Consider the following 15,503-nt stretch of genomic DNA (forward strand, 5'->3'; position numbering starts at 1 on the left):
AGTGGTGGAGCCAAGGGGAATCCCGTTCGCCGATAAGACCCTTGCGGCAGTAGAGGAGGGCGGTCCAGCAACTTGCGGATGCCCCCACATATGCCCCCGCGTCATGCGGCTTTCGGCAATCCGTCCTCATTGACCTGACGGGCATCCATTTTTGCCTGAATCCACCGGTCGATCTCGTCCTCCGACCAGGCCACGCAGTTGCCCCCGAGGTCGATTTGCGCAGGAAACTCCTTTTTCCGGATCCGGTCGTAGATGGTGTTCTTAGACAGCCCGGTCTTGGTGATGACCTCTTTCAGGCGCAGCAGGTTGGGGGCTCGGCGTTCGGTGGTGCTGGTCATCTGGTCTCCTTCGCCGCGGCGTGCGGCTGATTCGTTTTGGTAGGTGGCGGTCACGCGGCGTTGCCAGTGGCCAGGCCGGGCAGCCGCATCTGCACCACGTTGTCGACTACGGCGGGCTCCGCCGCCCGGCGAACACGGGCGGGCCGGTTGACCCGCCTCCATTCCGCGATCGCGGTATCCGCGTCGGCGTGCTTCCGGGTCGCCCGGCACCGGCACTCAACGAAGTGGCCGCCGCCAGCGGCGATGCTGCGCAGGTCGTGGATGTGGCGCGCGCTGTGACCGGCGGCGCAGGCCGGCAGCGGATCGGGGTGGCTGATATGTCGCTGGGTCATGCGAACAGCTCCAGTTGTGCGGGAAAAGACGGTGCCTCTGCGAGCACCGAACGCTCGATTGAAATCAAATTCAGCAGCCTGCGGCGGTTGGCCGCGGCGAGGTCCATCAAATGCCAGAACGGCGGATCCAGCAGGCCGCCGCTGCCCGGGCCATGCAGGCGCACGCGGCGTGCAATCAGCAGGTGCTCCCGCATGAAGCACAGCAGCCTGTACCGGGCGAGGGGGAAGCCGGCGGCGATCATGCGAACATCTCCAGTTGATGCGGCACGATCGAGCGACGGGCTGAGAGGGGGCTTGGCTCTCGCTCGTTGAGCAGCTCCCTGGTGATGTGGAAGTGGTAGCCCCGGCCGTTCATGTCGGTGATGCAGGCCATTGGGAAGTAGCAAACAGCAAGCACGCCTGAGCAAAAGAGGTAGTAGCCACGTCCACACGGCGCCTTGCCGCTCTCGGTGCTGCTGATGAGCATGTCCCGGGTCCAGCCGGCTGCCAAGCGAAGCGTTACTGCGGCAGCCGCTATATCCCACGCCTCGTCGCGTTCCATGCTCCGCGAGGACACCATCCCCATCACCCGCAGCGCGGCGTCCATGTCGCCGGCAGCGAGAGACTGGAGAGCTTGCCCCCTGGCTTCCCACAGGCGTGCATCTTCCGGGGTGATCGAGTCGAGATCGATCTCCGATAGGTTGGCCAACTCCATGCCTGTGCCAAAGTGACTACCGCCATCAGAGGCGGCCGGGCAGGCGGTTGTCATTAGGCGCGCCCCTGTTGGATCGCCGGGGCCTGCTGCGGCAGCCCAACGGCGGTGGCAAGCTTGCCGGTTTCATCCATCAAGCGGATCGCATCGAGCTCAACTTTCACCGCGCCGATGTAGGTGGTCGCAACCATCGTCGAAGTTTTGGCGCGCTCGATCACCAGGCCCATATCCTCGGCGCTCAGATTGTCGTCGCCCAAACGCTCCAGCATGGCCACCAGGTGGTCGCGGACGTCACTGACCTTGTTCTTCATGCTTTTGCTCCTTCGTACGTTTGTTGATTCGGCGGGTAATCCGCGCCTTCAGGTGGATGAGCTCTTTGACTTCTGGCGGGTAGCGGTTGTGGAAGGTATTGCGCCGCATGTTCTCGGCCAGGGTCACAAGCTCTAAACGGTCGGCGGTGATATCGGCCGCGACGAACGTCTTCATGCCGGGCCGGAAAATGACGATGTGTCCCTCTGGCACCGGCCCGTGTGCCGCCTCCCAGACGATCACGTGCACCGGGCGCCACCGCTTGACCGGGAAGATTGACGGGTCATCGGTCACCTTGCGTATCAGTGACTTTCGCTTTGGGTCTACCTTCTCCGTGCCGATCGGCACGTAGTTGCGAGACTCGCTCGCAGGGCGCCCCTTCTTGAACTGGGTTGCTGCCATGCGGCCCGGCGCCCAGCCTGGGCGCCGGAGCCCCTTGTTCGCCGGCGTGCCGCCCGGCTTGAACCTTTTGGCGATTGAGGCCGGATCCTGCGTGCCGTTCCAAAGCTTGGCCAGCTGCTGCGTTTCGAAGTCGGGTGCCTTCTCCAAGCCCAACTGCGCCACCCGGCGATACACCGAAGGCCGCCCACGTCCCAGGACGTACGCGATCAAGAACGCCGGGAACCGCGGCCAGTTGATTCGGAGAGTTTCATCCTCGTCTTCCGACCAAGGCTTTCGTTGCCTGGGCGCATTCACTGCCTCAGCCACCGGCCACCTCCGGTTCTGCCAGGTGAGCCGCCCACGCTTCGAAATGGATCCCTGGGCGGAGCCTTGCGCCACGGCGCGGCACAAACTCAGGCCGGTGGATTGCGGAGACCAGCAGCTGGGTTTCGGCGCGCTTGTTCGACGTGTCGCGGAACGGCGCGCCATGCAAGTTGCAGTTGCCGAGCGGCACGCCATGCGAAGGCTTCAGGCAGCGCCCATCCCACTCCAGCAATCCCCATCCGGCCTGCAGGTCCTCGACTTTGACCACCCCGGCCGGCGCCGCATAGAAGCGCCAGTCGCCGACGGCGTCTGCCGGATCGATGCGGTGCGGCTTTTTGGCGTCGGCGAGGAAGTCAGAGCGACTGGCCTTCACCTCCACGACCAGCGATATCCCATCACGCCAGCCGATGGCATCGGGCTGTTCACGGGGACCGGCCTTGAATGGGTCGCACAGGATCGCGGCGCACCCGTTGCGGCGGAGCCACCGGACGGATGCTGCCACGATCTCGTCATGCAGCGGACCGGCCATTACACGTCCTCCCGCAGCCTGGTGCGCCGGTCACGCGGCGGCTTGACGGTGGCCAGGGTGGTGCGTTGGGTGGCGGTGCCGCCGCCCGTGGCAGAATGCCGATCACTCCACAGGGGGATCAGCAGATGGTTCGCAACAGGTGGTTGGCCGCCTTTTCCGCTATTCGTAATCCGATCGGCTTTTTGCTGGTCGGCGGCGCTGTTGGCATCGCCGGCACCGTTGCCTTCGTGGGCTTTCCAATGGATCGTTCGGCAGAGGCTGCTGCATGGGCTTCCGCTGTTGCTACGATTGCCGCTGTTCTTGCAGCGCTCCACGTCGCCAAGGGCCAGATCAATGTCGCCAGGGAAGCCGCCGACGGTGAGCAAAAAAATGCCCGAGAGCTGCAAGCTAACGACCGCGAGCATTCGAGACAGTTGCAGAGGACCAAGGCCGTTAGGATGGCTCACGCTTTCAGCAGGGAGCTCGTATTTGCCCGGCGCGACCTGATGATCCTGCTGGCGAACGTCCGCCCGGCTGTTATGCAGAACCCGAGTGACGAGATTCTTGCGGTCTTCGTTAACTCTAGGCCGTTGCCGGAATTGTCCCTGATAGAGCGTTTTGCGGATCAACTCGACGGCTTCGAGGATGCCGATGCTTTTTCCATCCTCACGCTTCTTTCGGCATGGCAGAACTTCAACCGTGGGCCAGGCATGAGCGCAAATGCCATTAGCCTTCTTCCCATGGAAAGGCGAGCGAAGATGGCGGAGAACCGGTTCACGCACGGGCGCGCCGTTCTTGCGGCGATAGACCGGCTGGTTAACCAGCTGGCCAACTACTACGAAAACCACGAGGCGATGGAAGGAATGGTGGTGCAAGAGCTCCCGCCCGAACTGGCGCAGCTTTTCAGGTGAACCTTGGACGCTCGTGTGCAGGTCAGCCATTGGTGCATTTCTTCAGTTCAGCGACGGGGCGGATCTTCGTCCGCAGGTCACCCGGCGGCTTAACGGTGGCCAGGGTGGCGAACTTCGGGCAGTAGGGAGAACGCAGCCAGTCGATGAAAGACAAGTTGCTGTCGGTACGCAGGTACTCGCGATAGCGCTGCTGACTGCGGCTGAGCTTCGGTGGCGTGCCCGCAGCGGCAAGTCGACCCGCGTTGGTCGCGCCGAACACGTCACTGCCGCCCGTCAGGGCGTTGCCGCTGTGCCTGGTCATCAATCCAGCGGTCACGAGCGCCATGCATAGCGCGTGATCGCGGCCGCCTTCGCCGGTGACAAAGTGATTGCGGTAGCTGGGGGCGCAGCCATCCTCGCCGACGCCCAGAGTGTGGCGCAGGACGCTCAGCTGGTCAGCCGGGACGTCGGCGGCAGAGTGCTGTTCGATATCAGCCATTGGTCGTGGCCTCCGTGTTGGTGGTGATCGCCTTGATCGACGCGACACCCACGATTCGGATGCCATCGTTCACCAACAAGCGCCGCAGCTTGCCGGTCGCCCCTTCCGCTGCTTGGCGGTATACCTGCGACAGTTCGCAGCCGGTGCCCCAAGAGCCGCAAGGCACTTCGACGGTGACCTGCACGAGCGCACGAGTGGTGGTGCGGATGGTTGGCTTCGCGGTCGACATACTCAGAACTCCGTCGTGGCGAAGAGGGAGGGTGCTTCTGCGGCCTCTCCATTGGCGATCGCGCGCTCCAGCGCCGTGCGGAACGTGGCCTGCTCGGTGGGCAGCTCGTCCTCATCGGTGTACGTGTAGGTCATGCTGTCCAGCTCGGCGTCAGTGAGCAGGCGTGGGTACTGGCCGTTCGAGGTGGCTTCGTCTTCGTCCAGTCGCGTGTGGTCCATGTAGGCGGCCAAGATGGCGGCGGCATCGCCAGCCCCGGCGAACCATTCGCAGTCGCTGACCTCCCAGATGCGGATCTCGGCAGGGGTCGGGGTGTCGTTGCACTTGTCGGTCGTCATGGCTGGCTTCCCTTCTCGTGGTCTCTGATGCGGTCGATGAGGTAGGTGGTTTCGTTGCGCCACTTGGCGCGGTCGGTCGGGCCGAGGTGCTTCGTCAGGTACTGGAGCTTTTCGAGCGGTTCGATCAGCCAGGTGATGCGGAAGGGCATGGATGAGCGGTGGTCGCGGAGCGGGGCGTGCGGCCGGCAGTCCGGCCCTGCGAGCCACTCGGCTTCGTCGCAGTCCAGGCACCTGCCGTCACCGTTGCTTCCGGGCGGCCAGCGGTGCTGCTGCTTTCCGACCGGCGGGTGCAGGTAGAGCGCGCGGATGATCAGATTCCGGCGCCGCGGGTTGATCACGTCCTCGGGCTCGGCCTCTTCCCAGAGATCTCTGCTGCCGCGCAGCCGGCATTCGTAGCGGACCGGCTTCTGCGAGCCATAAAGCTGCTCCATGAAGACCTTTGCCCAGGCAGCGGCGACCGCTGCCGGCACTGGCTCGCCGGCGGCGCCTGCACGGCGCATGGCGCGCACGGTGGAGGCGACGGTTGGATCAGCCATCGCGGCCGCGCCTCCACGCATCGGGCACGAAGCTGGCGCACAGCAGGGCACCCATCAGCAGGTACACGCCGGTGTCGTAGATGCGGACCCATGCCATGCCGAACGAGACGAGCGCGAGCAGCGCGGTGATCAGCGCCAGCAGGGCGGCGCGCCAGTGTCGGCTCAGCCAGCGCATCGGATCTGCTCCATGAGCTTGGCGAAGTGCTCTTCCTGGCGTCGCTGCACCCAGGTCGTTGCGATGATGGCGCCGGCGGCGAAGCCGACGATCAGGCCGAAGGCGAAGTCGATGCCGCTCATGCTGCACCCGGCGTGTGGCTGCGGGCGCCGTGCGCCAGATCGCGCGTCATGTCGGCGACGGCGCGGGCCGCGCTCTTGTGGCCGTCCAGCACCTCGCGACGGGCGAGGGCGGCGGCACGGGCGATGTGGTGCGGGCGGTAGCCCATGCGCTTGGCAGCGATCGCCACGGCCAGGCCGGCGCCGTTGGCGCGCTGGGCGGTGTTGGTGGGGAACGAGAGGATGACGGCGCTCATGCCTGTGCCTCGACCAGGTCGGCGTTGCCGAGCTGCAGGGGGCCGATGCGCATGCCGGTGCGGATGTGGTTGGCGCGCAGTTCGAGCGCGGCGCTGGAGCCCTTCATGGCGAGCTCGGCCCATTCGGCGGGCGAGAGGTTGATCTCGACGGTGCCGAAGGAGATGGCGACGGTATCGGTGGCGTGCACGGCTTTGACCGTGACGGGACCGGAAGCGGTGAAGGCAGCGAAAGCCATGGAGGACTCCGAGCCCCGGCCCGGATGGGCTGTTACTGGGGCGACAGAGAAAGATTAGTGGCGCTAATTCTATTCGTCAATAGGGGCGCTTATATTTGGCGTTGGATTTTTTCTGAACATGGTCAGCGAGTAGCTTGCTGAGCCGATCGCGTGGCGAAAACCCCGCTGGGGCTACGTTGATTGCTAAGATTGCGTGATCGTATGGATACAGGGGGTTTCATGAAGAAGCTGATAGCTGTTGCTGCAACGTTGCTCGCGCTCTCGGGCTGCTCCACGACGAAGGAGTGGGCCGCCACTGGGGGCAGTCGTTCCGATGGCGTCGTGCGTTTGTCCTATGTGCACGGTGGCTTTGAGAAGCCAGTGCTTAGCGAGGCTCAGGCCGTGGCGCTGGCGACTAAGCGCTGTTCAACGTGGGGCTATACGGGAGCCGAGGCTTTCGGCGGCACGACATCTCAGTGCAACCAGCCAGGTGGTCTTGGCGGGTGTGTTCAATTCGTAGTAACGAAGGAATACCAGTGCCTTGGCCAGGGTAACGGCCAGCCCATGGGTACACACGTTGAGAGTGTGCCCGCTGGTGCGACGGTGCCCAGCCCGAAGAAGTGGTTCTAACGTTCAAGCCCCGCTGAGAAGCGGGGCTTTTTCTTAGGCCGCTCAGCACTCTAGGCCGCGAGTGCGAAGTCCAGGTCCAGTAAACCGCCTTCATACACAACGACTGCCGCCGTGTCCGCGAAGAAGCGGCTAGCGCGATCTGCGTCGCGCGAGCCCTCAAGGATAGCGATCAACGGTGCGTCGGGCCTGGCAGCTCTAACATCCTTGAATTTCCCCCCGGCTTCGTAGACTGCTTTCCAATGGATGACGTCTGTGTCAGCTGCGACTGTCTGGATGTACGCCGGGCGGCCAGCGGCCGTCGTAATTGCAAAGGGGAACCTAAGCTGGTGACCACTTAGACCGATGGCCTCTGCTCGACGTGTGACGCGGTCGCCGTACCTCGCGAGCAACAAGCTGTGCACTACCTTCTCAAATCGCTCATCATCGCGAGGCCTGTGCCGCAGCCCTTTGTGCGCAACAGCTGAGGCTGCTTGCATGTACCTCGCCAAGACGTCGATCAGTTCTTCTTCACGGCAGGTGACGGCAATCGCTCCATCGTCTCCGAGTAAAAGTCCGAAGCTCTCGGTAATAGAACGATAGGTCTTCATCCTGGCAGCGTTGATCGCCGCGCCGGCAACGGCAACGTGGAAGGCGATGTCACCGTCATCCGTTACGTGCACTCGCCCATTGCCTGCGTCGACCACATAAGCGCCAATGAGCGTCCCGTCGTGAGGAAACGCCAGCGGCGACTCGAGGTAACCCGATCGATCACTTAGCCGCGTGTAGTTGCCGCAGAGCGCGTGTGCGATAGCATCATGGTTCATGGCAGTAGCAGCTCGCGCTGGGCAGGGGGCAGGCTGAATCTCGGGCCTCCCTCAATGGAAGCCATTTCGAGGAACTGAGACCAGAAGGCATCAAAAGTGCTCTCTGGCAGGGGTTCAGCATATCCATCGATCGAATCGTCGGACACAGTATGCAAGTGAGGATGGTTAATTGTGTGTTGGTAGAAAGGCCGACCTACACCGACAACGTTGCGATGTCGGCTCGCACCGTCGTCGTCGATCCCAAGGATTCGTGAATTCTTATAGAACAAGCAAAGGCTGAGCTTGTCTCGAGACCCCTCGATTGTCGACGACTTGAAGTATCCATCGACGAAGAGCGTTGCGGGCTGAAGACCACCCTCTAGCGCCAGGTGTTCTCGGAACGTGAAGCCTTTAGGCTTACCCCCAGCATCCACCCATGGCATCTCACCAGCTGAGAGCCAGCGTTTTGGCAGGGTTATGATCTGCCGCAGTTCTCGGATCTGGTCCACAGTGGGTGGGGCGTTCCTTGCCATGATCATGAACCCTTAGTCAGCCCAGCCGCCAATCCAGTGGACACGTCCGATCACCGTGATCGGGTGTCGCTTAGAGACCATCGGCTTTGGCTTGCGCCACTGATGGTCGCCGTGCGGGTTGTCGCTTTGGAAGTAGACGCCGGTGTCGAGCACCATGGCGCGCTTCACAAAATACTCCGGCCGTGCCATGCCATCCACCTGGATCACGTACAGCAGGCCATCCGCCACGCGGGTGTCTGAGGTGTCGAACAGGATTGCGTCGCCGTCCTTGATGGTCGGCTCCATGCTGTCGCCCTTGCCGTAATAGACAGCCAAGTCGCGGCCGTAGATCCCGCGGCGGCGCAGGCTGGTCTTCTTGAACTTGAGGCTATGCGTCTCCGCGTATTCGGCGGCTTCCGCGCCAGCCCCCAACCCTGCAGCCTGAGAGTACCCGACGATGTCATCCCAAGCGTCGTCGGAGGGAGCGGGGGAGCTGTACTGCTGCTCGGGCAAATCGTTCCTGATATCGGTGTCCTGAATTCCTAGAGCTGCCGCGAACACCTTGAGAGTCCGGTAGTTCATCGGGATCTTGCCGTTGAGGTACTGGCTGACCGCGCCCTGGGTGATGCCCAGTTCGTGTGCCAGCTTCTCTTGGGTGATACCGAGTGAACGAGCCTTGTCAGCCCACGCCGCTTTCAGCCGCGCTGCGGCGGCGATATCGGCTGGTGTCGGCTTCGCTTTGCGTGATGCTTCCATATGAGGAACGCTAATTAATGCGTTCATGATTTGCCAATAGCGGCACTATTGACCGTGATATCAGCGGCACTCATAATCGAGCAATGGACATCCCCACCTACCGAAAAGAGAAGGGCCTGTCGCAGGCGGCATTCGCTGCTTTGCTGACGGAAACGGGCACGCCCGCCACCCAAGGTCTCGTCTCCCAGTGGGAGAAGGGCACTACGGCCATCAAGGCGGAGCGAGCAATCCAGATTGATCTCGCTACCGGGGGAGCGGTTAGCCGGTTTGAGCTTCTGCCCGCGGTGTTCGGCCCGATGCCGGTGCAAACCGACCGGCAGGCCATCTCGGCCAAGGTCGACAGCCGGATGAGCAAGCGCGCGCTGCGGGCCACGTTCGGTTTCAAGACCGACGCGCCTCTGGCGAAGCTGCTGCAGCTGCCCGTTGAGCAGGTTGAGGCCTGGCCAGAAGAGCAGGGCGTCCCAGCGCTGCCGCAGGTGCTGAAGCTGCTCGGTGTGCAGGAACAGGCGCCGCCGGCCGCTTCGGCGCCGGACGACCCGGACGCTGACCGTATCGACCTCGGCGTCCACGCCGCCTGACTGGCCGTCCCTGGCCACCGTCCCTGATTTGAATTGGTCCATGGCGCTCATGTTGCGCCGCAGAAGTTCCCACGTATCCATTCGAGTACGCCTCCGATGAATGTCACCGACGCCGCATACGACACCGTCCACCAGCACGCAGGCGGCTCCGTCGCCCTGGCACCGCGCATGGGAATGTCCGATGCAACCCTGCGTGGGAAGGTCAACCCGAACAACGACCGCAACCTGCTGAGCTTGCAGGAGGCGGACACGCTGATGGCGCGCACCGGTGACTTCCGGATCCTGCACGCGCTGTGCGCGGAGCATGGCTTCGTGGCCCAGCGTGTCGAGGCTCCGGAGTCGGGCTCGCTGATCGGCTCGCTTCTGACCGCTGCTGCGGCGAAGGGCGGCCTGGCCGAACTGATCTCAAACGCGATGGCCGACAGCCGGATCTCGCCGAACGAGGCCGACGCCATCAGCCGTGCGTGCGCACAGGTCATGGCCGCCATCGTCCAGGTCAGCCAGCACGCAGAGGCTGCAGCAAGGGGGGACGCGAAATGAGCAGCACCAATCACTCGGCCCGGGCGACCGATCCCAGCACCAGCCATGAGGCGGCGGGCTACGTCGTCAGCAGCGGCTTGCAGACCCAGCAGCAAGCCTGTGCCCTTGCGGCAGTGCGCCAGCACCCGGGGCTGACCAGCGCCGAGCTGTCGCAGGCCAGTGGCCTCGATCGCTTCATGCTCGCTCGCCGTCTTCCGGAGCTGCTGGAAGCAGAGCTGGTTTGCCATGGCGAAGCGAGGAAGTGCGCGGTCAGCGGCCGGCGCGCCATGACGTGGGACCTGGTTTCGGCCGGCGACCCCAACGAAGCGGCGGCGGCCTGACCCATGAGCATCAGCCTGATGACCGCCGCATGGCGCCTTGACCTTGCCGCTGCGCCGAAGCTCGTGCTTCTGGCGATGTGCGACTGGGCCAACGATGACGGTGCGAGCCTGCATCCGTCGGTGCGGCTGGTGTCGATCCGTGCCTCGATGAGCGAGCGCAACGCGAAGCGCGTCCTGCACAACCTGATCGATGCCGGCTGGCTGTCGGTGGTGGGCAATTCTCTGGGCGGCAAGCCGGGAATGACCCGGCAGTACCAGCTCAACGTCGCAGCGATCATGCGCGGCTCGATCGACCCGACGGGTGACAACTTGTCACGGGTGACAAATCAGGTGGAGACGGGTGACACCACGGGTAAGAGACGGGTGACAAATGGAGCAGAGACGGGTGACACGGGTGTCACCCTAACCACCATAGAACCATCAGTAGAACCACCAAAAGCAAAGAAGCGCGCAAGCGCGCCGACCGTCCACCCGGCGGATCTGGATTTCTCGACCTGGCCGACCCCGCCGTCCGCCCAGGTCCTGGCCGACTGGCTGCAGCTTCGCCGCCAGCGCCGCGCCCCGGTGACACCGACCGTGCTCGCCAGCTTCGGCCACGAACTGCACCAGGCCGCTGCCCTCGGCTTCACCGTCGATGACTGCCTCCGCAAGTGCTGCAACCGCAACTGGCAGGGCTTCGAAGCTGCCTGGCTCGAACGCGAGCTGACCACCACCAACCGTCCCACTGGAGGCACCCATGCAATCCGTCGCGAATCTCCTGCCGAGCGTGTCCTCCGCCATGCCATCGATGGCGAGCGTGCCGACGCAGACGCCGCGCGCAGCCCTGTCCTCGACGGTGACGCGCACCCTGTGGGTTCGGATGGCTGAGATCTACGGCGGCCGCTGGACGGGCAGCTACGGCGACAACCCGAACGAGGGCGCTGCGCTGACCTGGGCGAAGGGTCTGGCCGGCCTGACGGGCGAGCAACTGGCCGCCGGCATCAGCGCCTGCATCAGCTGCGCCGATCCCTGGCCGCCGACGCTGCCCGAGTTCCGCCTGCGCTGTCTGGGCGTGCCGGCCTTCGCCGCGGTGCGCGCCGATGTGGGCAAGCAGGATGGGTTCACCCGGCTGGTGTGGCAGTACCTCGATGGCCACCGTTACCGGATGGCCAGCGCCGACATGGCCGACCGCCTGCTGCGCGAAGCGTACGACCAGGCCCGCGAGCACGTCATGCGCGGCGGGGCGCTGCCCGAGGCGCCGGTGGCCGAGATTGAGCACGAAGTCCGCGAGCAGGTGCCGGCCAGCCGCGAGCAGGTGCAGCAGCACATGGCGGAGATCGCCCGCGAACTGCACCTGTCGGAATCGGAGGTCGAGGCGATGGGCGTGGCCGGGCTGATGGATGCCGACGCCGGCGCAGCGGAGGCGGCCTGATGCGCGCGCTGCGGACCCAGCTGGACATCTTCGAACACGACCCGGCGCGGCTGGCCAAGGCCAACCGTGTGGCGGCCGAGACGGCGCTGATCGACGTGCAGTTCACCGCGACCGAGCGCCAAGAGCGCCACGACTACTACCTGGGCGAGGCGCTGCGGTTGGAAGCGCTGGCCCGCCAATGCCATCGCGCGCCGGCCCGCCGCCGCCGCACCGCCACACAGACAGGAGCAACAGCCCGATGAAACCACTGGTCATCTACCACGCCAACTGCGCCGACGGCTTCACCGCGGCATGGGCCGTGCGCCAGGCGATGGAATGCGACTTCCACGCGGCCGTCCACGGTGCGCCGCCGCCGCCGGCCGAAGGCCGCGATCTTGTGTTGGTGGACTTCTGCTATCCGCCGCACGTGATGCTGGACCTTCAACTGGTCTCCCGGTCGATCTTGGTGCTGGACCACCACAAGAGCGCCGAGGCCGATATGCCAGCCAATCCCTTGACCGCTGACGACCAGCTGACCGTTGTTCGCATTGAAGGCTTCGACGTCGATGCCGACCCGACCTGGCGTCACTTCCAAGGGTGGGTTGAGCAGGACAAGTGCGAGGGCATCCGCAAGGCGATGATCTACGCGCTGTTCGACATGGACCGCAGCGGCGCGGGCATCGCGTGGGACTTCTTCCACCCCGGCGCACCCCGGCCTGAGCTGATCGACCACGTGGAAGACCGGGACCTGTGGCGCTTCGCGCTGCCGGGCACGCGCGAGATCCAGGCGGCGGTCTTCAGCTACCCCTACGAGTTCGACGTGTGGGACCTGCTGATGGAGACGCCGATGGAGACGCTGCGTGCCCAGGGCGTGGCGATCGAGCGCAAGCACCACAAGGACGTAGCCGAGCTGGTGAAGGTGGCGAAGCGCCAGATGGTGATCGGTCACTACGAGGTGCCGGTGGCGAGCCTGCCGTACACCCTGGCCAGCGACGCCGGGCACCTGATGGCGCAGGGCCAGCCGTTCGCGGCGTGCTACTACGATAAGGACGGCGGCCGGGTGTTCAGCCTGCGCTCGACCGATCAGGGCGTGGACGTGAGCGAGGTCGCCAAGCTGTACGGCGGCGGCGGGCATGCGCGCGCTGCAGGGTTCACGGTCCCGCGCAACCACGAACTGGCGAGGGCGTGATGGACTTCACCGCCTTCAGCTCCCGCAGCAAGTACGCCGCCCAGATCAACGCCGGGTACTCGGCCCGGTTGGACGGCGCCGGACTTAGCACCAACCCGCACATGGTGTGGGTGGACACCCAGGACGAGCTGGAGCCGCGGAAGGTGCAGCCGTTGGGCGAGAAGGCGCTGGCCTGGCAGCACGGGTGGCGCCTCGCCGACCGCGACGAGAAGCGCCGGGCGGGCGCGCGCTGATGTGGTCCAGCGCGCCGCCGCCGACCGCTGCCGAGGACGCCCGCATCGAGGCATCCAAGGTGGGCCCGTGCATGGCGTGCCTGTCGTTGGTGCTGCAGGGGCTCCTGGACATCGAGCAGGTGTTTGTTGGCGGCGACTACCAGCACACCAAGTCCGGAAACATCCGGCGTGGCCACTGGTTCGGCTTCTGCCTGTGCGTGTGGCACCACCGCCGGCACCCATTCGGAAACAACACATTCGCGCAGATGCGCGAGAAATGGGGCCCGAGCCTGATGGATGGCTCGCGGACCTTCCACGAGACCTACGGGACCGACGACGAGCTGATCGAGCAGCAGACGGTGGTCAACCAACTGAGGGAAGCAGCATGAGCAAGAAGTATGGTGAACTGACGCAGGAGCTGAGGCAGGTGTTCAACGCCTCCCCGGACCAGTACCTGACCTCCCAGATGCTCTACGAGCGCATGGGCGCGGCCGGCCCGGCTCAGCGGCAGGAACTCGAGAGCATCCGCGACACCTTGCCGTGGCTGGTGCGCTGCGGGTTCTTGGTGAAGCAGGGGCGCGGAATGAAGGCCAGCTTCAAGGCCAGCGGGCAGGGCATGAAGCGCCAGCGCCTCACCGAGGAACAACTGCAGGAGCGCCGCCGCGAGCGCGCTGCCCTGCGATCCCAACGTGACCGCGCGGCCCGGCTGCAGCGTACGCGGGCATCACGCGTCGGTCTCCGGGCGGCGAACACGCCAGCACCAGCCACCGTGAAGGCGGACGGACCGGCCGAGACGGTGGAGCAGTTCCTGGCACGGGGCGGCCGGGTGCAGCGCCTGACGGCGCACTGGGAGCAGATGGAGCGGGCGGCATGAGCGACTGTCCCTTCGTCAACGAGGCTCGCTGGCTCGCGCAGGAAGCGCACGCTGGGCAGGTGGACAAGGCTGGCCGGCCTTACATCGAGCACGTCGCACGGGTTGCGGCGGCAGTCGAGGGCGACGACCAGGCTGAGGCGGTCGCTTGGCTACACGACGTGCTGGAGGACTGCCCCGCGTATGCGCACTCGGTGCTTCTGTTCCCGCCGATCATCGCGGAAGCGGTTGCCGACCTGAGCCGAACGCCGGACCGCGGCGACGCGTTCTACTACTGGAACATTCGCCAGAATTCCCTCGCGCTGAAGGTGAAGCTTGCCGATATCGCCGACAACAGTGACGAGGCACGCTTGGCGCTGCTGGATCCGGCGACGGCCGATCGGCTGCGCACGAAGTATGCAAAGGCGCGCGCTGCACTGGGGTCCGCATGATCGAGCTGGTCCTGCCGTGGCCGAGCAAGGACCTGTCGCCGAACGCGCGGGTTCACTGGCGGGTGAAGGCCAAGGCCACAAAGGCGGCACGTCAGGCTGCCGTGGTGCTGGCCTTCGAGGCCGGCCTGCGCGACGCCTGGCTGCCGGAGGGGCGCCTGGACCTGTGGTTCGACTTCTACCAGGCGCCGGGCAAGAAGCTGCCGGACGACGACAACATGCTCGGCCGCTGCAAGGCGTACCGGGACGGGATCGCCCAGGTGCTGGGCATCGACGACAAGCGGTTTAAGAGCCACCCGGACGTGAAGAACGAGCGCCGCCCGGGCGGGCAGGTGGTGGTGCGTATCACCGGCGCAGGACAAACCAACGATCAACTGGGGAAAGAAGATGGCAAACGTCCGTGAGCTGATGGCCCGTCTGGGTCCGTCCACCGTCAAATTCGACACCGGCCGCGGCGGGACGCCCGACCTGACCAATCAGGACATTGCGGCTGCGCTGGGCATGGTGCCTGCCGGGCTGGGCCGGGAGCTGCTGGAGGCGTGCTGGTGGCCGGACGGCGCTGCGCTGCGCCGGCACAAGCTGCGGGACGCGGTGATCGCCCTGGTGACCCCCGAGCTGCGCCGACAGCAGCGTCGCCTTGCGGACGCGCGCACGGAGCTGGGGTTGGCCGAGGTGTGCATGGGATGGGCCGGTGCGGTGACGGCTGAGCAGCGGGCCGAGCGCGACCGGGCCGCCCTCCGCCTTGGTCAGATCAAGGCGCAGTGCTGGCCGATCAGCACCTTGGAGTCGCTGCCGAGCCTGGCCGGCGCCGTGATCGACGAGATCGCCACCAGGCCGCATTGCCCTTCCTGCGAGGGGCGCGGCGAAACGATGGCCGGGGATCTTCGAGTGGTCTGCAAGGTTTGCAGCGGGTCAGGACTGGGCGCGGTGAGCGACCGACGGCGCGCCGCTGCCATCGGGCGCGACGAGTCTACCTATCGGGCCAAATGGCGCGGGGTGTACGAGTGGCTGATAAGCCAGATGCAAGAGGCTGAACAGGAGGCGTCCTGGGCGCTTATGATGGCCCTGGGCAAAGGGGAATCTTCGGCGGCTTGATATGGACACACCTGTGAAAAGGCGAATGCTCCTGTTGGGCTCATTCCCCTTACTTCTTTGGATCGCTTTGAGGCGTCCAGCGG

At 65.1% G+C, this 15,503-nt stretch carries 32 protein-coding genes; 15 read left to right on the forward strand and 17 right to left on the reverse strand.

Annotation, left to right across the window (positions count from 1 at the left end; all coding sequences use genetic code 11):
* Nucleotides 1–101: 101 nt before the first annotated feature.
* The 7 genes from ABE463_RS08515 to ABE463_RS08545 are packed head-to-tail and all read right to left on the reverse strand — an operon-like array spanning nt 102 to nt 2,904.
* Complete coding sequence (locus tag ABE463_RS08515; protein ID WP_346467847.1) at nt 102–392, reverse strand: AlpA family transcriptional regulator; 291 nt, start codon at nt 390–392, stop codon at nt 102–104.
* On the reverse strand, nt 389–670 hold the full coding sequence (locus ABE463_RS08520; RefSeq protein WP_346467848.1) for a hypothetical protein: 282 nt from the start codon (nt 668–670) through the stop codon (nt 389–391). The genes ABE463_RS08515 and ABE463_RS08520 overlap by 4 nt, the downstream gene beginning before the upstream one ends.
* Entirely contained in the window at nt 667–912 is a 246-nt protein-coding gene (locus ABE463_RS08525) for a hypothetical protein (RefSeq protein WP_346467849.1), read from the reverse strand. The genes ABE463_RS08520 and ABE463_RS08525 overlap by 4 nt, the downstream gene beginning before the upstream one ends.
* Nucleotides 909–1,364, reverse strand: coding sequence for a hypothetical protein (locus ABE463_RS08530; RefSeq protein WP_346467850.1), 456 nt, complete (start codon nt 1,362–1,364; stop codon nt 909–911). Before ABE463_RS08530 ends, ABE463_RS08525 begins: the two co-directional genes overlap by 4 nt.
* Nucleotides 1,365–1,417: 53 nt before the next feature.
* Nucleotides 1,418–1,672 carry a hypothetical protein gene (locus ABE463_RS08535; protein ID WP_019184948.1) on the reverse strand — a complete coding sequence of 85 codons (255 nt, stop codon included), beginning with the start codon at nt 1,670–1,672 and terminating at the stop codon, nt 1,418–1,420.
* Nucleotides 1,653–2,378, reverse strand: a complete 726-nt coding sequence (locus tag ABE463_RS08540) for an HNH endonuclease signature motif containing protein (protein WP_346467851.1) — start codon at nt 2,376–2,378, stop codon at nt 1,653–1,655. The genes ABE463_RS08535 and ABE463_RS08540 overlap by 20 nt, the downstream gene beginning before the upstream one ends.
* A complete protein-coding gene (locus ABE463_RS08545; protein WP_346467852.1) occupies nt 2,371–2,904 on the reverse strand; it encodes a hypothetical protein in 534 nt (177 codons plus the stop codon). Before ABE463_RS08545 ends, ABE463_RS08540 begins: the two co-directional genes overlap by 8 nt.
* A gap of 125 nt (nt 2,905–3,029) precedes the next feature.
* On the opposite strand from ABE463_RS08545, the gene ABE463_RS08550 reads away from it, so the two are divergent.
* Entirely contained in the window at nt 3,030–3,794 is a 765-nt protein-coding gene (locus ABE463_RS08550) for a hypothetical protein (RefSeq protein ID WP_346467853.1), read from the forward strand.
* A 22-nt stretch (nt 3,795–3,816) separates the two neighbouring features.
* Here the strand turns inward: ABE463_RS08550 and ABE463_RS08555 are convergent, their stop codons facing one another.
* From ABE463_RS08555 to ABE463_RS08590, 8 genes are read right to left on the reverse strand one after another with little or no spacing between them, the layout of a single operon-like run.
* Nucleotides 3,817–4,272: a hypothetical protein gene (locus ABE463_RS08555; RefSeq protein WP_346467855.1), complete on the reverse strand. Its 456-nt coding sequence runs from the start codon at nt 4,270–4,272 to the stop codon at nt 3,817–3,819.
* On the reverse strand, nt 4,265–4,501 hold the full coding sequence (locus ABE463_RS08560) for a hypothetical protein (RefSeq protein WP_346467856.1): 237 nt from the start codon (nt 4,499–4,501) through the stop codon (nt 4,265–4,267). Before ABE463_RS08560 ends, ABE463_RS08555 begins: the two co-directional genes overlap by 8 nt.
* A gap of 2 nt (nt 4,502–4,503) precedes the next feature.
* Nucleotides 4,504–4,836 carry a hypothetical protein gene (locus ABE463_RS08565; protein WP_346467857.1) on the reverse strand — a complete coding sequence of 111 codons (333 nt, stop codon included), beginning with the start codon at nt 4,834–4,836 and terminating at the stop codon, nt 4,504–4,506.
* Complete coding sequence (locus ABE463_RS08570; protein WP_346467858.1) at nt 4,833–5,372, reverse strand: hypothetical protein; 540 nt, start codon at nt 5,370–5,372, stop codon at nt 4,833–4,835. Before ABE463_RS08570 ends, ABE463_RS08565 begins: the two co-directional genes overlap by 4 nt.
* On the reverse strand, nt 5,365–5,547 hold the full coding sequence (locus ABE463_RS08575; RefSeq protein WP_346467859.1) for a hypothetical protein: 183 nt from the start codon (nt 5,545–5,547) through the stop codon (nt 5,365–5,367). Before ABE463_RS08575 ends, ABE463_RS08570 begins: the two co-directional genes overlap by 8 nt.
* Nucleotides 5,535–5,669: a hypothetical protein gene (locus tag ABE463_RS08580; RefSeq protein ID WP_346467860.1), complete on the reverse strand. Its 135-nt coding sequence runs from the start codon at nt 5,667–5,669 to the stop codon at nt 5,535–5,537. The genes ABE463_RS08575 and ABE463_RS08580 overlap by 13 nt, the downstream gene beginning before the upstream one ends.
* Nucleotides 5,666–5,902, reverse strand: coding sequence for a hypothetical protein (locus ABE463_RS08585; RefSeq protein ID WP_346467861.1), 237 nt, complete (start codon nt 5,900–5,902; stop codon nt 5,666–5,668). The genes ABE463_RS08580 and ABE463_RS08585 overlap by 4 nt, the downstream gene beginning before the upstream one ends.
* Nucleotides 5,899–6,138, reverse strand: coding sequence for a hypothetical protein (locus tag ABE463_RS08590; RefSeq protein WP_346467862.1), 240 nt, complete (start codon nt 6,136–6,138; stop codon nt 5,899–5,901). The genes ABE463_RS08585 and ABE463_RS08590 overlap by 4 nt, the downstream gene beginning before the upstream one ends.
* A gap of 219 nt (nt 6,139–6,357) precedes the next feature.
* Here ABE463_RS08590 and yecR point away from each other — a divergent pair, with 219 nt between their 5' ends.
* Entirely contained in the window at nt 6,358–6,747 is a 390-nt protein-coding gene (yecR, locus tag ABE463_RS08595; protein WP_346467863.1) for a YecR family lipoprotein, read from the forward strand.
* A 50-nt stretch (nt 6,748–6,797) separates the two neighbouring features.
* Here yecR and ABE463_RS08600 read toward each other — a convergent pair whose 3' ends face one another.
* Together ABE463_RS08600 and ABE463_RS08605 are read right to left on the reverse strand one after the other, a co-directional pair.
* Entirely contained in the window at nt 6,798–7,550 is a 753-nt protein-coding gene (locus ABE463_RS08600; protein ID WP_346467864.1) for a DUF1828 domain-containing protein, read from the reverse strand.
* 524 nt (nt 7,551–8,074) lie between these two features.
* The gene (locus ABE463_RS08605) at nt 8,075–8,824 is read right to left on the reverse strand and encodes an XRE family transcriptional regulator (RefSeq protein WP_346467865.1); all 750 of its coding nucleotides are present in this window, start codon (nt 8,822–8,824) and stop codon (nt 8,075–8,077) included.
* A gap of 56 nt (nt 8,825–8,880) precedes the next feature.
* On the opposite strand from ABE463_RS08605, the gene ABE463_RS08610 reads away from it, so the two are divergent.
* The 13 genes from ABE463_RS08610 to ABE463_RS08670 all read left to right on the forward strand — a co-directional run bounded on the left by ABE463_RS08610 (nt 8,881) and on the right by ABE463_RS08670 (nt 15,420).
* Nucleotides 8,881–9,375 (forward strand): YdaS family helix-turn-helix protein, encoded by a 495-nt coding sequence (locus ABE463_RS08610; protein WP_346467866.1) that lies wholly within the window; start codon nt 8,881–8,883, stop codon nt 9,373–9,375.
* 96 nt (nt 9,376–9,471) lie between these two features.
* On the forward strand, nt 9,472–9,915 hold the full coding sequence (locus tag ABE463_RS08615) for a phage regulatory CII family protein (protein ID WP_346467867.1): 444 nt from the start codon (nt 9,472–9,474) through the stop codon (nt 9,913–9,915).
* Nucleotides 9,912–10,235: a winged helix-turn-helix domain-containing protein gene (locus ABE463_RS08620; RefSeq protein WP_346467868.1), complete on the forward strand. Its 324-nt coding sequence runs from the start codon at nt 9,912–9,914 to the stop codon at nt 10,233–10,235. The genes ABE463_RS08615 and ABE463_RS08620 overlap by 4 nt, the downstream gene beginning before the upstream one ends.
* A gap of 3 nt (nt 10,236–10,238) precedes the next feature.
* Complete coding sequence (locus ABE463_RS08625; protein ID WP_346467869.1) at nt 10,239–11,102, forward strand: helix-turn-helix domain-containing protein; 864 nt, start codon at nt 10,239–10,241, stop codon at nt 11,100–11,102.
* On the forward strand, nt 11,095–11,646 hold the full coding sequence (locus ABE463_RS08630) for a hypothetical protein (protein WP_346467870.1): 552 nt from the start codon (nt 11,095–11,097) through the stop codon (nt 11,644–11,646). The genes ABE463_RS08625 and ABE463_RS08630 overlap by 8 nt, the downstream gene beginning before the upstream one ends.
* A complete protein-coding gene (locus tag ABE463_RS08635; RefSeq protein WP_346467871.1) occupies nt 11,646–11,888 on the forward strand; it encodes a hypothetical protein in 243 nt (80 codons plus the stop codon). The genes ABE463_RS08630 and ABE463_RS08635 overlap by 1 nt, the downstream gene beginning before the upstream one ends.
* Complete coding sequence (locus ABE463_RS08640; protein ID WP_346467872.1) at nt 11,885–12,814, forward strand: DHHA1 domain-containing protein; 930 nt, start codon at nt 11,885–11,887, stop codon at nt 12,812–12,814. The genes ABE463_RS08635 and ABE463_RS08640 overlap by 4 nt, the downstream gene beginning before the upstream one ends.
* Nucleotides 12,811–13,047, forward strand: a complete 237-nt coding sequence (locus tag ABE463_RS08645) for a hypothetical protein (RefSeq protein ID WP_346467873.1) — start codon at nt 12,811–12,813, stop codon at nt 13,045–13,047. Before ABE463_RS08640 ends, ABE463_RS08645 begins: the two co-directional genes overlap by 4 nt.
* Nucleotides 13,047–13,415, forward strand: coding sequence for a Ref family recombination enhancement nuclease (locus ABE463_RS08650; protein WP_346467874.1), 369 nt, complete (start codon nt 13,047–13,049; stop codon nt 13,413–13,415). The genes ABE463_RS08645 and ABE463_RS08650 overlap by 1 nt, the downstream gene beginning before the upstream one ends.
* Complete coding sequence (locus ABE463_RS08655; RefSeq protein WP_346467875.1) at nt 13,412–13,900, forward strand: hypothetical protein; 489 nt, start codon at nt 13,412–13,414, stop codon at nt 13,898–13,900. The genes ABE463_RS08650 and ABE463_RS08655 overlap by 4 nt, the downstream gene beginning before the upstream one ends.
* Complete coding sequence (locus ABE463_RS08660) at nt 13,897–14,328, forward strand: phosphohydrolase (RefSeq protein ID WP_346467876.1); 432 nt, start codon at nt 13,897–13,899, stop codon at nt 14,326–14,328. The genes ABE463_RS08655 and ABE463_RS08660 overlap by 4 nt, the downstream gene beginning before the upstream one ends.
* A complete protein-coding gene (locus ABE463_RS08665; protein WP_346467877.1) occupies nt 14,325–14,729 on the forward strand; it encodes a hypothetical protein in 405 nt (134 codons plus the stop codon). The genes ABE463_RS08660 and ABE463_RS08665 overlap by 4 nt, the downstream gene beginning before the upstream one ends.
* Nucleotides 14,713–15,420: a hypothetical protein gene (locus ABE463_RS08670; RefSeq protein WP_346467878.1), complete on the forward strand. Its 708-nt coding sequence runs from the start codon at nt 14,713–14,715 to the stop codon at nt 15,418–15,420. Before ABE463_RS08665 ends, ABE463_RS08670 begins: the two co-directional genes overlap by 17 nt.
* The last annotated feature ends 83 nt before the right edge of the window (nt 15,421–15,503 follow it).

It is taken from the genome of Stenotrophomonas sp. TWI819, assembly GCF_039673075.1.
Classification (GTDB): domain Bacteria; phylum Pseudomonadota; class Gammaproteobacteria; order Xanthomonadales; family Xanthomonadaceae; genus Stenotrophomonas; species Stenotrophomonas rhizophila_B.